Annotated in this window: 14 protein-coding genes; 9 read left to right on the top strand and 5 right to left on the bottom strand. The window is 63.1% G+C overall.

Features of this window, described 5'->3' with window-relative positions:
• The first annotated feature begins 24 nt into the window (after positions 1-24).
• Together ACW9H9_RS00430 and ACW9H9_RS00425 are read left to right on the top strand one after the other, a co-directional pair.
• Positions 25-243 carry a hypothetical protein gene (locus ACW9H9_RS00430; RefSeq protein WP_457341012.1) on the top strand — a complete coding sequence of 73 codons (219 nt, stop codon included), beginning with the start codon at positions 25-27 and terminating at the stop codon, positions 241-243.
• A gap of 12 nt (positions 244-255) precedes the next feature.
• A complete protein-coding gene (locus tag ACW9H9_RS00425) occupies positions 256-390 on the top strand; it encodes a hypothetical protein (protein ID WP_457341013.1) in 135 nt (44 codons plus the stop codon).
• A gap of 1 nt (position 391) precedes the next feature.
• Here ACW9H9_RS00425 and ACW9H9_RS00420 read toward each other — a convergent pair whose 3' ends face one another.
• On the bottom strand, positions 392-1,309 hold the full coding sequence (locus ACW9H9_RS00420; RefSeq protein ID WP_457341014.1) for a LysR family transcriptional regulator: 918 nt from the start codon (positions 1,307-1,309) through the stop codon (positions 392-394).
• Between the two features lie 111 nt (positions 1,310-1,420).
• On the opposite strand from ACW9H9_RS00420, the gene ACW9H9_RS00415 reads away from it, so the two are divergent.
• The 3 genes from ACW9H9_RS00415 to ACW9H9_RS00405 all read left to right on the top strand — a co-directional run bounded on the left by ACW9H9_RS00415 (position 1,421) and on the right by ACW9H9_RS00405 (position 4,307).
• Positions 1,421-2,404 (top strand): aldo/keto reductase, encoded by a 984-nt coding sequence (locus ACW9H9_RS00415; protein ID WP_457341015.1) that lies wholly within the window; start codon positions 1,421-1,423, stop codon positions 2,402-2,404.
• A gap of 70 nt (positions 2,405-2,474) precedes the next feature.
• On the top strand, positions 2,475-3,236 hold the full coding sequence (locus ACW9H9_RS00410; RefSeq protein WP_457341016.1) for a CDP-diacylglycerol diphosphatase: 762 nt from the start codon (positions 2,475-2,477) through the stop codon (positions 3,234-3,236).
• A 51-nt stretch (positions 3,237-3,287) separates the two neighbouring features.
• Positions 3,288-4,307 (top strand): hypothetical protein, encoded by a 1,020-nt coding sequence (locus ACW9H9_RS00405; protein WP_457341017.1) that lies wholly within the window; start codon positions 3,288-3,290, stop codon positions 4,305-4,307.
• 60 nt (positions 4,308-4,367) lie between these two features.
• Here ACW9H9_RS00405 and ACW9H9_RS00400 read toward each other — a convergent pair whose 3' ends face one another.
• Positions 4,368-5,186 (bottom strand): cupin domain-containing protein, encoded by an 819-nt coding sequence (locus tag ACW9H9_RS00400; RefSeq protein ID WP_457341018.1) that lies wholly within the window; start codon positions 5,184-5,186, stop codon positions 4,368-4,370.
• Between the two features lie 142 nt (positions 5,187-5,328).
• On the opposite strand from ACW9H9_RS00400, the gene ACW9H9_RS00395 reads away from it, so the two are divergent.
• Positions 5,329-6,135, top strand: a complete 807-nt coding sequence (locus tag ACW9H9_RS00395; protein WP_457341019.1) for an alpha/beta fold hydrolase — start codon at positions 5,329-5,331, stop codon at positions 6,133-6,135.
• A gap of 40 nt (positions 6,136-6,175) precedes the next feature.
• On the opposite strand, the gene ACW9H9_RS00390 is transcribed toward ACW9H9_RS00395, so the two are convergent.
• Complete coding sequence (locus tag ACW9H9_RS00390) at positions 6,176-6,964, bottom strand: aldolase (RefSeq protein WP_457341020.1); 789 nt, start codon at positions 6,962-6,964, stop codon at positions 6,176-6,178.
• 3 nt (positions 6,965-6,967) lie between these two features.
• Positions 6,968-7,672 carry a haloacid dehalogenase type II gene (locus ACW9H9_RS00385; protein ID WP_457341021.1) on the bottom strand — a complete coding sequence of 235 codons (705 nt, stop codon included), beginning with the start codon at positions 7,670-7,672 and terminating at the stop codon, positions 6,968-6,970.
• A 113-nt stretch (positions 7,673-7,785) separates the two neighbouring features.
• On the opposite strand from ACW9H9_RS00385, the gene ACW9H9_RS00380 reads away from it, so the two are divergent.
• A complete protein-coding gene (locus ACW9H9_RS00380) occupies positions 7,786-8,619 on the top strand; it encodes a LysR family transcriptional regulator (RefSeq protein WP_457341022.1) in 834 nt (277 codons plus the stop codon).
• A 22-nt stretch (positions 8,620-8,641) separates the two neighbouring features.
• On the opposite strand, the gene ACW9H9_RS00375 is transcribed toward ACW9H9_RS00380, so the two are convergent.
• Positions 8,642-9,052, bottom strand: coding sequence for a DoxX family protein (locus tag ACW9H9_RS00375; protein ID WP_457341023.1), 411 nt, complete (start codon positions 9,050-9,052; stop codon positions 8,642-8,644).
• A 400-nt stretch (positions 9,053-9,452) separates the two neighbouring features.
• On the opposite strand from ACW9H9_RS00375, the gene ACW9H9_RS00370 reads away from it, so the two are divergent.
• A complete protein-coding gene (locus ACW9H9_RS00370; protein ID WP_457341024.1) occupies positions 9,453-10,988 on the top strand; it encodes a sugar ABC transporter ATP-binding protein in 1,536 nt (511 codons plus the stop codon).
• Positions 10,989-11,013: 25 nt separating this feature from the next.
• Complete coding sequence (locus ACW9H9_RS00365; RefSeq protein WP_457341025.1) at positions 11,014-11,982, top strand: ABC transporter permease subunit; 969 nt, start codon at positions 11,014-11,016, stop codon at positions 11,980-11,982.
• Position 11,983: the final 1 nt, after the last annotated feature.

Below are 11,983 nucleotides of genomic sequence, written 5' to 3'. Positions count from 1 at the left end.
CCGCGCGCCGCGAAGAGGTGACCCATGAGCACAACCCCCCGTAACGACCCGCAAGTCAGTGGCCGCAATGACCCGGCGATCGACGGCGGCGAGCCCGCGCCCGCCACCGGCGCAGACGCGCCCAAAGACCCCAAGGCCCCGAGCCATCCCAAAGCCGAAGAAAACGACTACAGTCCAGACTTCGAGCCCGAGCAGGAACACAAGCCCGAAACCGATGCCGATATCGACACCCAAGGCGGTTAGAGGAGCGCAATCATGGCAGGTGAAATCGACGAAGAACTCAACGACCCGGGCAACGAAGACCCGGGCTCGTTGATGGATGACGCACAGGTGCCGCTCAACGATCGGGATGACGCGCCAGACGCAGACCCTCGCAAAGACCCGGCGTGATTCACCCAGCGCCGATGGCGGCGGCGTGCGCGCGAATCATCTCCACTAACTGACGCAACCCCGGCTGTGCCTGGCGCCGGCTGGGGTAGTACATGCACAGCGGCGCGCCGATACAGGCCCACTCGGGCAATACCTCGACCAGGCGGCCGTCCGCCAATTCCTGTTTGACGCGGTGTTCCAGGCAGTAGCCGATGCCCACGTGTTGCAGCGCGGCATCGACCACGGTCTGGGTGTCGGCCGCGCTGAAATGCCCGGGCACGTCGAGCCGCTGTTGCCGGGCGCCATTGCCCAATTCCCATTTGTAGGTGGTCTGGTCCCCCAGGTACATGCGCACGCAGGAGTGCTGCAGCAGGTCCTTGGGCACCGCAGGCGTGCCTGCCCGCGCCAGGTAAGCGGGGGAGGCGACCATCACCCAGCGCAGCTCGCCGGTCAGCGGCACCGCCACCATGTCCTGGGGCACGGTGGCGCCGTAGCGGATACCCGCGTCGTAGCCTTCGGCAACGATGTCGATCATGCGGTCTTCGATCATCACGTCCAGGCGCAATTGCGGGTAGGCGCGGGTGAACTCGCCCAGCAGTGGCGACACCAGCAGCATCGCCGCATCCCTGGGCACGTTGAGGCGCAACCGGCCAATCGGTGATTCGCGGTACAGCTCCAGGGTGTCGAGGCCTTCCTGGATGGTGGCAAAGCCCAGGGTGAGTTTTTCGGCAAGCAGGGCGCCGGCGTCGGTGGGTTCCACGGCGCGGCTGGTGCGGTACAGCAACTTGACCCCCAGGCGGGTTTCCAGGTTGCGCATGGTGTGGCTCAGGGCCGAGGTGGTCACCCCCAGTTCATGGGCGGCGTGCCGAAAACTACGGCGGCGGATGATCGCCATAAACACATTGAGGTCGGCCAGTTCCGAGCGATTAAATGCAGCCATTTCAAGCACCTTTTGTAGGGGTTCGGTTTAACGCGGCGTTGAGCCCGATTCAACCTTTGATGATCTAGAGTAATGGTTTTTTTACTGAATGTTTGTGGCGGAGGCTTTTTTATGGGTATTGAAACCATCCGGATCCCGGGTATCGAAAAGGCGGTTTCGCGCATCGCCCTGGGCACCTGGTCCATGGGCGGCAGAATGTGGGGCGGTGCCGACAATGACGTGTCGGTACGCACCATCCGCCATGCGCTGGCCAGCGGGATCAACCTGATCGACACCGCGCCGGTCTATGGCCTGGGGTTGTCCGAAGAACTGATCGGCCGGGCCCTGCGCGGGGTACGTCATGACGCGGTGATCGCCACCAAGGCCGGCCTGCAATGGGACGACGGCACCACCCGGCGCAATGCCACGGCCAAGCGTATCCGCAAGGAAATCGAGGACTCGTTGGTGCGCCTGGAAACCGACTACATCGACCTGTACCAGATCCACTGGCCCGACCCGCTGGTGGCCCAGGAAGAAACCGCCATGGTGCTGGAAACGCTGCGCGCCGAAGGCAAGATCCTCAGCGTGGGCGTGAGCAACTATTCGCCCGCGCAAATGGACGATTTTCGTCAATACACCGCCCTTGCCAGCGTGCAACCGCCGTACAACCTGTTTGAGCGGGCCATCGACAGCGACATTCTGCCGTATGCCAAGCAGCACTCGCTGGTGGTGCTGGCCTACGGTTCGCTGTGCCGTGGCCTGTTGACTGGCAGCATGCACGCCGCCACGCGTTTTGAAGGCGATGACGTGCGCAAGCTCGACCCCAAGTTCAAGGCCCCGCGTTTTGAACAATACCTGGCAGCGGTGGCGGCGCTCGAGGTGTACGCCCGCGAATGCCACGGCAAGTCGGTGCTGGCGCTGGCGCTGCGCTGGGTGCTCGACCAGGGGCCCACCATTGCTCTGTGGGGCGCGCGCAAACCCGAACAGTTGAAAGGGTTTGAGGAAGCCTTTGGCTGGCGGCTGAGCGCCGATGACCTGCACCACATCGACCGTATCGTGGCCAGCACGATAAAAGATCCGGTGGGCCCGGAATTTATGGCCCCCGCCAAACGTTGACCTTTGCGACAGGGATGTCGGTCGTTGAAAAACAAGAAAGAACATCCCTGTCGTGTTGAGGTTTCGTTGCATGAAGCGCAGTACCGTATTAAAGATTGCCGGTGGCCTGGTGTGTGCCGGGGTGCTGGCAGGCGCCTATCAGTTGCGGGGCAACCCCGACGTGTTATGGCACATCGTCAGCCAGCAATGCGTGCCCAACCAGGCCGCCCACCAGGGCCCGAGCCCTTGCCTGCAGGTTTACCCGGACAAGGGCTTTGTCCTGTTCAAGGACCGCAACGGCCCTTATCAGGACTTGCTGATCCCCACCGATAAAGTCACCGGCATCGAAGACCCTGCCCTGGGCCGCGACTTGCTGCCGCATTATTTCACCCAGGCCTGGAAGCACCGCGACGTGTTGTCGACCGGCCTGCCCACGCCGATCGCCGACCGCTATGTGTCGCTGGCGATCAATTCACGTTATGGCCGCTCGCAAAACCAGCTGCACATCCACATTGCGTGCCTGCGCCCCGACGTGTTCACGACCCTCACGCAACAGGCCGCCACGCTGGATGAGCAATGGCGCACCTTGCCGGTCAAACTCATGGGCCACACCTACAGCGCCCGCACGTTGTCTGCCGCCGAGCTCGACCAGCGCGACCCGCTGAGCGTGCTGCATGACTACGTGCAGGCCCAGGACGACTCGATGGGCCGCTACAGCCTGCTGCTGGCGCCCGGCGCCAATGGCGACTTTGTGTTGTTGACCACCCGGTTGACGATTTCAGAGTTGAACCGCGCGTCTACCGAAGAACTGCAAGACCACCAATGCAACCTGATGAGCCAGCCGGCCGGTTGACTTCCCCGGCGCAGGGACGCGCCCACCTCCCTTTACTTGGATTGATCGTTGATGAAAGCTTTTTCGTTTTCGCGTCTGACGGGGCTCGCCTCCTTGATGTTGGCCGCCGGTGTCTCCCAGGCGGCGGCGCGCGAAGTGGTGCCGATCCACTCCACCGTCATGGGCAATGGCGACTTGCGCTACAGCGTGACCGTACAGGTCGGCAGCACCCAGGTCGAAGCCCAGCTGGACACCGGCTCGGTGGGCTTGCGGGTGATGCCCGGGGTGTTGCGCCCTGGCGATGCGCAGATCTCGAACGTGCCCGAGAAAGAGCAATACGGCAGCGGCGTGCACTTGATCGGCCGGTTGGCCCAGGCGCAAGTCGGGCTTGGGCATCTGAGTGTGAACATGCCGATCCAGTGGGTCGACACCGTCGAGTGCGACGTGGCACGGCCCAAGTGCATGGCCTCGTGGGTGCCACAAAAAGACTTCCTCATCGGCGGCGGCGACCCCCGCAAGGGCGAAGGCTACAAGGCCATCATCGGGGTTGGCCTGCACCGCTCGGGCGCGGGCAACCCGCTGGAGGCCATGGGCGGGCGCTGGATTGTGGTGCTGCCGTTGCCCGGGCAAAACACGCCGGGCCAGTTGATCATCAACCCCCGGCCGGATGAAACCCAGGGGTTCCGTTCGATCAGCCTGCAAAGCGTGCCGAAAAAAGCCAATGACGCGGCGCCTTTCTGGAAGGACCACGGGCTGCAAAGCTGCCTCAAGCGCCTGGACAATAACCAGCAGATCTGCGGCGAGAGCATCCTCGATACCGGCGCGGCGGGCTTTCGTGTGTCGGGCGACACCGGGCATCCGGCCTGGCCTGCCGGTATCCAGGCGCACTACAGCCTGCAAATGGCCGACGGCAGCGAGATGGGCCAGCACTTTCATGTCGGTGACAAGAGCCCGACGTACGTGCGCTTCAGCCCGGCCAAGGGCGGGGCGAATTTCACCGGCATCAACGCAGGCCTGCTGACCTATTTCAACAACGTGGTGCTGTATGACCAGAATGCGGGTGTGATTGCCCTCAAGGCACGGCCGCACTAACACGACCTTGCCAGGGCAGGGCACCGCCGGGGGCATCGAACCCCCGGCAGGTGCCAGTGGCTAGAGGGCCACTTCCTGGTGCTGCATCCATTCCCGGGGGCTGGTGCCGGTCTTGCGCCGAAAAGCGCGCGCCAGGGCCGACGGGCTCTCATACCCCACCTCATCGGCAATCAGCGCAATCGGGCGCCCTTCACGCAGGCGCTTTTGCGCCAGGCTCACGCGCCAGCACAGCACGTAATCGGCGGGCGTCTGCCCGACCACGCGGTGAAAATGCGCGGCAAAACTGGCCCGGGACATGTTGGACTCAATGGCCATCTCTGCCACGGTCCACGGCCGTTCCGGGCAGTTGTGCAGCAACGTCATTGCGCGTGCCAGGCGCATGTCGGCCAGGCCCGACATCATGCCGGTGGTCATGCTGTGATAGGCCATCATGTGCCGCAGGAACTGAATCACCATCAGCTCGAACAGCCGGTTCATCACCGCCTCGCGTCCGCAATGGGTGTTGAACGCCTCGCTGAACAGCCAGTCCAGCGTACCGCTGATCATGGGCACTTGCGTAAGCGGCATGATGATCGCGTCTGACAACGCCACGGCCAGCGGGTTGTCCAGGCCACCGTCGAAACGCAGGGCGGCGCACACCACCACGGCGTTGTTGGCCAGCAGGCGATGGGGCAGGGGGCGGGGCACCAGGATCAGGCTGGGCACCAGGATGCGCCGTTGCTCACCGGACATTTCCAGCGTGGCCTGGCCTTCCTTGAGCAAGTACACGCGCCCGCGTTGCTGCGGGTCGCGGATGTCGATGGCGCCCTGCAACGGGCCGCTGTGGAAGGTATCGGCGCCAATGCCGAAATGCTCGAGAAGCGTGGATAAACGGTCCATCAATCACCTACAGAAAATTTTTTATCGTTTTGGACGATCTGCGCCATATCCTCGACTAATAGCCTCCATATGTAAAACCCTGCACGGCATCATGGCTCCACGTTCAACGCCTTGAACGCCAACCTGCCAAGAGAACCACGCCATGAACAAACTTCGCTTTCCTGCCTTGTCGACCCTGTTTGCCGCCACCCTCATGACCGGTGCGCTGGCCTTGGGCGGCGTGACCAGCGCCTCTGCCGAGGCGCAAAAAGCCACCGTGGTGCTGGTGCACGGCGCCTTCGCCGACGCCTCCAGCTGGAACGGTGTCATCGCAGGCCTCGAAGCTGAAGGCTACCCGGTGATCGCGGTAGCCAACCCGCTGCGCGGGGTAAAAAGCGACGCTGACTACGTCGCCGACATCGTCGAACACACCCAGGGCCCGGTGATTCTGGTGGGCCATTCCTACGGCGGCTCGGTGATTTCCAACGCGGTGCACGGCAGCGGCAAGGTCAAGGCACTGGTCTACGTGGCGGCCTTCGCCCCGGAAAAAGGCGAAACCGCTTTTGAGCTGTCCGGCCGCTACCCGGGCAGCACCCTGGGCCCGACCCTGGATAAACCCGTGCTGTCCAAAGACGGCGTAACCGACCTGTACATCCAGCAAGACAAGTTCGGCGTTCAGTTCGCCGCCGATGTACCGGCCAAGGAAGCTCGCTTGATGGCCGCCGGCCAACGCCCGATTACCGAAGCTGCGTTGAAGGAACCTGCCGGCGATCCTGCCTGGAAAAACCTGCCGTCGTACTTCATATACGGTTCAGCAGACAAAAATATTCCCGAGGCCGCGCTTAAATTTATGGCCGAGCGTGCGAAGTCCAAGGAAACCATCGAGGTCAAAGGTGCTTCCCACGTGGTGATGGTGTCGAACCCGGCACGGGTCGTGGCGATCATCAACGACGCTGCCAACGGTCGATAACCCTCAAATAAAGGATTCCCGCGCCGGGCGCGGGAATCCTTTACTGGTCGAAATCAGCACCGCGCTGCTTCAACCGGCGCATGGCACTGTCCAGGTGCGCCTTGGCACTGGCCGGGTCCCCCTCGCGCATCTGCTCATAGGCCCTTTGCGCCACGGCGGGCTCAACGGGCTTTAACGCCTGCCCGCTGGCCATGGCCTTGAGTTGCACCTGGGCGGCGCGCTCCAGGTAGTACAAGTCGTCCCAGGCTTCGGCAATCGTCGGCGCCGCCACCATCACACCGTGATTTTTCAAGAACAGGATGTCGGCGTTGCCCAGGGCGGCGGCGATCCGGTCGCCCTCACGGTTGTCCAGTGCCAGGCCGTTGTACGCCTCGTCCACCGCAGTGCGCCCGTAGAACTTCAAGGCGGTTTGCCCCAACCACCGCAGCGGCGGCCCTTGCAGCAGGCACAACGCGGTCGCGTTGGGCATGTGGGTATGAAACGCCGCCCGGATACGGGGCTGCTGCTGGTGCAAACGGGCGTGGATGTAAAACGCGGTGGCCTCGGGCTGGCCCTGGCCGTCGATCACGTTCCCGGCAAAATCACACACCAGCAGGCGCGATGCGGTGATTTCGTCAAAGGCGTAGCCGTAAGGGTTGACGAAAAAAAGTTCGTCATGGCCCGGCACCACGGCCGAAAAATGGTTGCAGACACCTTCCTCCAACCCGTGCAGCGCCGCCAGTTGGAAACACGCGGCCAGTTCCACGCGGGCCTGTAGGGCGGCTTCGCTGTCCAGGTTCAGCCGCCCGGCCAGCGGGCGTGAGGCGGTGGGCGTAAAGGTATGGGCCATGGCTTACCAGCCCACCGATTGGAACAGCGCGGGAACGCCGTCGAGGGTGGGCAGAATCGCGTCGGGGCGGTAGTCGGGGAGCAACGGGCGGCCGGTGCCACGGTCGATCCACACGCACCGAAACCCGATGTCGCGGGCGGCGGCGTGGTCCAGGTGCGGGCTGGCGCAAATATGCACCACCTGGTCGAGGCTGACCCCCAGTTGCGCGTGGGCGTAATCGAACAGCTGGCGATTGGGCTTGTAGGCCCCGGCCTGCTGGGCGGTGATGACCCGGTCGATGTAGCCGCCCAATTGCGCGACGTTGCCAGCGATCACGTCATCGTCGGTGTTGGACACGATGCACAGCTTGTAGCCCAAGGCCTTGAGCTGTTTGAGGGTGCTGACCACTTCGGTGAACGGCGGCATGGCACTGATGCTGTCGGTGAGTATCGCGCCGTCCTGTTCGTCGGCGGGCAGGCCCAGCTCCTGCAGGGCTTTTTGCAAACCCAGGCCTGCCAGCGTGCGAAAACTGCGGTGCGGCGGGGTTTGCTCAAGGGCGTGTTCGTGGTGGTCATACACGGTGATCAGGGTGTGTGCGTCGACCTGATGCGCGCCTTTGGCCTTGAGGATGCTGTCGACGGCGGCGCGCAGGCCTTCGTCCCACTGGATCAACGTGCCGTAGCAATCAAAGGTCAGCCAGAGCGGGCGAGGGGAGTGTTCAAGAGGCATAGGGCACCTGTTCGGTAATAAAGCGACCCGTTGAGCATAGGAACGCTCGCGCTTAGTTGGAAATTAAATTAACCTCTTTTGGTCAGTTGAATTATCGATATGAGGCGTTTCCCATGTTTGATCTCGAACTGCTGCACAGCCTGGTGTGCGTGGTGGACGAAGGCAGCTTTACCCGGGCGGCCGAGCGGGTGCACCGCACGCAATCGACGGTGAGCCAACAGATTCGCAAGTTGGAGGAGAGCGTAGGCCAGGTCTTGTTGGTGCGCGACCGCTCGGGCCAGCAGGTCAGCCCCACCGAACACGGTGAATTGCTGACTCACTACGCGCGGCGTTTATTGAACCTGTCCCGCGAGGCACGTGAAGCGCTGAGCACCGAAGCGAGCGTGGTGCCGGTGCGGTTGGGCGTGCCCGAAGACTTTGACGCCGAACGCATGGCGTCGATGTTGTCGGGCTTTGTACGGGCGCGGCCTGAGGCCCGGCTAGAGACGGTCAGCGGCATGAGCACTGACCTGCGGCGGCACCTGGAAAGCGGTGAGATTGATATCGCCCTGATCAAGCGCGAGATCGGCAGCGGCGACTGCCATGCCAGTTGGCCGGAGCCCCTGGTGTGGGTGTGTGGGCGCGAGCAGGATCTCAACCTTGAAACCCTGCCACTCGCGCTGTTCCCCCAGGGCTGTATTTACCGCCAGCGGGCCACGCGCGCCCTGGACAAGGCCCGACGCAGCTGGCGGGTGGCGTTTGGCAGCCACAGCCTGACCGGCATCCAGGCGGCGGTGACCTCGGGGTTGGGCGTGAGCGTGTTGCCCCGCAGCGCGGTGCTGAGCAGCCACCGGGTGTGTGAAACGTTACCGGCGGTGCCGCCCTCGGAATTGGCCCTGGTCAGTGGCAGCGAGCGCTTGACCGCCACGCACCAGGGCCTGATCGATTTCCTGCGTGAGGCGGTCTGACACCGGCCTCAAGCGGCGGTTGTCAGTTCACCACCGCACGTTGCGCGCGCAGGTGATCCAGGCTGAAGCTGCCCGCGCCAAATACGGCGATCTGCAAGAAACCGCCGCATATGGCCAGGTTTTTCAGGAAATTGATCAATTGGCCCTTGTCACCGAAGTGGTTGTGAAAGATCAGCGCCGTCACCAGGGTGAACGCCGCCATCAACACCGCCACCGGGCGCACGCGATAGCCCAGCAGCAGGGCCGTGGCCAACCCCAGTTCGACCACCAGCGCAAGGCCGTAAGCCACGCCCGGCAAGGGCGCGCCGGCCGCTGCGATGTAGGCGATCGTGGCCGCCGGGGCCATTAGCTTGCCGATCCCGCTGAACAGAAACAGCGTGACCAGCAAGGCACGGCCCAGCAGCAGCGTGAGGTTTTGATTCGGTGTAGTCATGGGTACGACCTTGCGGTGGTGGGAAGGAGTCTGAACGCATCATTCCCGACGGCTTGAGCCCACAGAAGGTGTATTTGTTTATTCGTACTATTTGATTTGTTTATACCCTGCGGCGCCTTACCGAAGACCAAACATAAACGCGCCTTTCTTTGGGCTGTTCTCGCTCTTGGCCTTGATGGCGAAGCCTGCTGTTTATTCCACCGACCGCAAAAGCACTTCATCTGCCGCGTTCAACGTTCGCTCCGGAATCTAGATGAAACGTTTAATCAGGCATGATTGGATCCGCGCAAGCGCTTGCGTAAACAAATGTGTCTGGATTACAGTCAGCCGCAATCAGGTCTTCCTATGGCTGCCATCGGGAAACCCGGACTACAAAAATAATAAACGCAGGAGCTCAGTCATGAGCCTTGACCCCTTGCTTGAAATGCAGGGCATCAGCAAGACCTTCAACGGTCTGCGGGTGCTCAAAAGCGTCAGCCTGAAAGTGTATCCCGGCGAAATCCACGCCTTGATGGGCGAGAACGGCGCGGGCAAATCCACGCTGATGAAGATCCTTTCCGGCGCCTATCAGGCCGATGACGGCGGCACCATTTGCATCAATGGCCAGCCCGTCGCCAGTTACAGCCCCGCCACCGCGAAAACCCTGGGCATTGCCGTGATCTATCAGGAACTGAGCCTGTGCCCGAACCTGAGCGTGGCCGAAAACATTTACCTGGGCCGTGAGCTGCGCCGTGGCTGGCGCATCGATCGCAAGGGCATGGAGGCGGGCTGCGTCGAGGTGCTGGCGCGCCTGGGCGCCGAGTTCAAACCCACGACGCGCGTCAGCAGCCTGTCGATCGCCGAGCGCCAACTGGTGGAAATCGCCCGCGCGCTGCATGCAAACGCCAAGGTGCTGGTGATGGACGAACCCACCACGCCGTTGTCCTCGCGGGAAACCGATCGCCTGTTCGTGTTGATCAAACAACTGCGCAGCCAGGGCCTGGCAATCATCTACATCAGCCACCGCATGGCGGAAATCTACGAGTTGTCTGACCGCGTCTCGGTGCTGCGTGACGGTGAGTACGTGGGCGAACTGGCCCGCGAGGTGCTGTCTGCCGACGCGCTGGTCAAAATGATGGTGGGGCGCGACCTCTCAGGCTTCTACAAGAAAGAACAAACCGCCTACGCGCCGGGGCCGGTAGTGATGCGCGTGCGCGACATGGCCGACGGCAAGCGCGTGCGCCGGTGCAGCTTTGACCTGCACGCCGGTGAAGTACTGGGCATCGCGGGCCTGGTGGGGGCCGGGCGTACCGAGCTTGCACGGCTGATCTTTGCCGCCGACCCGCGTACCTCCGGCACCCTGGAAGTGGTCGGCAAGACCGTGACCCAACTGCGTACCCCGGCAGACGCGATCGGCGCTGGCGTGGTGTACCTCACCGAAGACCGCAAGGCCCAAGGCCTGTTTCTGGACATGAGCGTGGCCGGCAACATCAACGTGTGCGCCTGCGTGGCGGATGCTGGCGCGGGCGGCGTACTGGACCGCAAGCACGCCGCGCAACGGGCCAGCGAGGCGATCAAGTCGCTGGCGATCCGCGTGGCGTCGGGCAAGGTCAACGTGGGTGCGCTGTCGGGCGGCAACCAGCAGAAAGTGCTGCTGGCGCGCCTGCTGGAGGTCAAGCCGCACGTGTTGATTCTGGACGAACCGACGCGGGGCGTGGACATCGGCTCCAAGTCCGAGATCTACCGCATCATCAACCAGTTGGCCAAGGCGGGCGTGGGCATTGTGGTGATTTCCAGCGAGCTGCCGGAAGTCATCGGCACGTGCGACCGCGTGCTGGTGATGCGTGAAGGGCAACTGGTGGCCGAACTGGGCGGCGCATCCGGCCATGACATTTCCCAGGAGGCCATTATCGACCTGGCCACTGGTGGCGTGCAGCCGGTGGCTGCCCATGGCTAATTCAACGAGTGCGGAGAGCAACAACATGAGTGTGGCAACTGTCGACAAGCGCGAACGCGCCCGTGAATTGATGCGCACCCTGGGCATGTTGCCGGTGCTGGTGCTGTTGCTGATCGGGTTTGCGTTGGCCAGTGACAACTTCCTCACGGTGGACAACCTGTCGATCATCTCCCAGCAAGCCTCGGTGAACGTGGTGCTGGCGGCCGGCATGACCTTTGTGATCCTGACGGCGGGCATCGACCTGTCGGTGGGTTCGATCCTCGCGGCGTCGGCCGTGGTGGCGTTGCTGGCATCGACCTCGCCGCAGTTCGGCATGCTCGGGATTGTCGCGGGCATCGGCTTTGGCCTGCTGCTGGGCCTGGTCAACGGTGGCCTGATTGCGTTCATGCGCTTGCCGCCGTTCATCGTCACCCTGGGGGCGCTCACCGCCATGCGCGGCCTGGCCCGCTTGCTGGCCAACGACAAAACCGTGTTCAACCCGGACCTGCCGTTTGCGTTTATCGGCAACGACTCGATTTTGGGCGTGCCCTGGCTGGTGGTGATCGCCGTGGCGGTGGTGGTGCTGTCGTGGTTCATCCTGCGGCGCACGGTGATGGGCGTGCAGATCTATTCGGTGGGCGGCAACCCTGAAGCGGCGCGCTTGTCGGGGATCAAGGTGTGGAAGGTGTTGCTGTTTGTCTACGCCATGTCCGGCGCCCTGGCAGGCCTTGGCGCGGTGATGAGCGCCTCACGCCTGTTCGCCGCCAACGGCCTGCAACTGGGCCAGTCCTATGAGCTGGATGCGATTGCGGCGGTGATCCTGGGCGGCACCAGCTTTACCGGCGGCGTCGGCACCATCGGCGGAACGCTGATCGGCGCACTGATCATCGCGGTCTTGACCAACGGCCTGGTGCTGCTGGGCGTTTCGGACATCTGGCAATACATCATCAAAGGCATCGTGATCATTGGTGCGGTGGCACTGGACCGCTATCGCCAATCGGGCGCCCGTACCTGAT

Source organism: Pseudomonas sp. SDO5215_S409 (assembly GCF_054071325.1).
The sequence above is the reverse complement of the archived record's forward strand: the minus strand, read 5'-3'. Positions and strand labels throughout refer to the sequence as shown.

Excerpts from the sequence above, each read along its gene's own strand:
- ACW9H9_RS00395 (WP_457341019.1), top strand. The coding sequence starts at position 5,329 with ATGAACAAACTTCGCTTTCCTGCCTTGTCGACCCTGTTTGCCGCCACC.
- ACW9H9_RS00400 (WP_457341018.1), bottom strand. The coding sequence starts at position 5,186 with ATGGACCGTTTATCCACGCTTCTCGAGCATTTCGGCATTGGCGCCGAT.
- ACW9H9_RS00420 (WP_457341014.1), bottom strand. The coding sequence starts at position 1,309 with ATGGCTGCATTTAATCGCTCGGAACTGGCCGACCTCAATGTGTTTATG.
- ACW9H9_RS00390 (WP_457341020.1), bottom strand. The coding sequence starts at position 6,964 with ATGGCCCATACCTTTACGCCCACCGCCTCACGCCCGCTGGCCGGGCGG.
- ACW9H9_RS00410 (WP_457341016.1), top strand. The coding sequence starts at position 2,475 with ATGAAGCGCAGTACCGTATTAAAGATTGCCGGTGGCCTGGTGTGTGCC.
- ACW9H9_RS00370 (WP_457341024.1), top strand. The coding sequence starts at position 9,453 with ATGAGCCTTGACCCCTTGCTTGAAATGCAGGGCATCAGCAAGACCTTC.
- ACW9H9_RS00380 (WP_457341022.1), top strand. The coding sequence starts at position 7,786 with ATGTTTGATCTCGAACTGCTGCACAGCCTGGTGTGCGTGGTGGACGAA.
- ACW9H9_RS00365 (WP_457341025.1), top strand. The coding sequence starts at position 11,014 with ATGAGTGTGGCAACTGTCGACAAGCGCGAACGCGCCCGTGAATTGATG.
- ACW9H9_RS00385 (WP_457341021.1), bottom strand. The coding sequence starts at position 7,672 with ATGCCTCTTGAACACTCCCCTCGCCCGCTCTGGCTGACCTTTGATTGC.
- ACW9H9_RS00430 (WP_457341012.1), top strand. The coding sequence starts at position 25 with ATGAGCACAACCCCCCGTAACGACCCGCAAGTCAGTGGCCGCAATGAC.
- ACW9H9_RS00405 (WP_457341017.1), top strand. The coding sequence starts at position 3,288 with ATGAAAGCTTTTTCGTTTTCGCGTCTGACGGGGCTCGCCTCCTTGATG.
- ACW9H9_RS00425 (WP_457341013.1), top strand. The coding sequence starts at position 256 with ATGGCAGGTGAAATCGACGAAGAACTCAACGACCCGGGCAACGAAGAC.
- ACW9H9_RS00415 (WP_457341015.1), top strand. The coding sequence starts at position 1,421 with ATGGGTATTGAAACCATCCGGATCCCGGGTATCGAAAAGGCGGTTTCG.
- ACW9H9_RS00375 (WP_457341023.1), bottom strand. The coding sequence starts at position 9,052 with ATGACTACACCGAATCAAAACCTCACGCTGCTGCTGGGCCGTGCCTTG.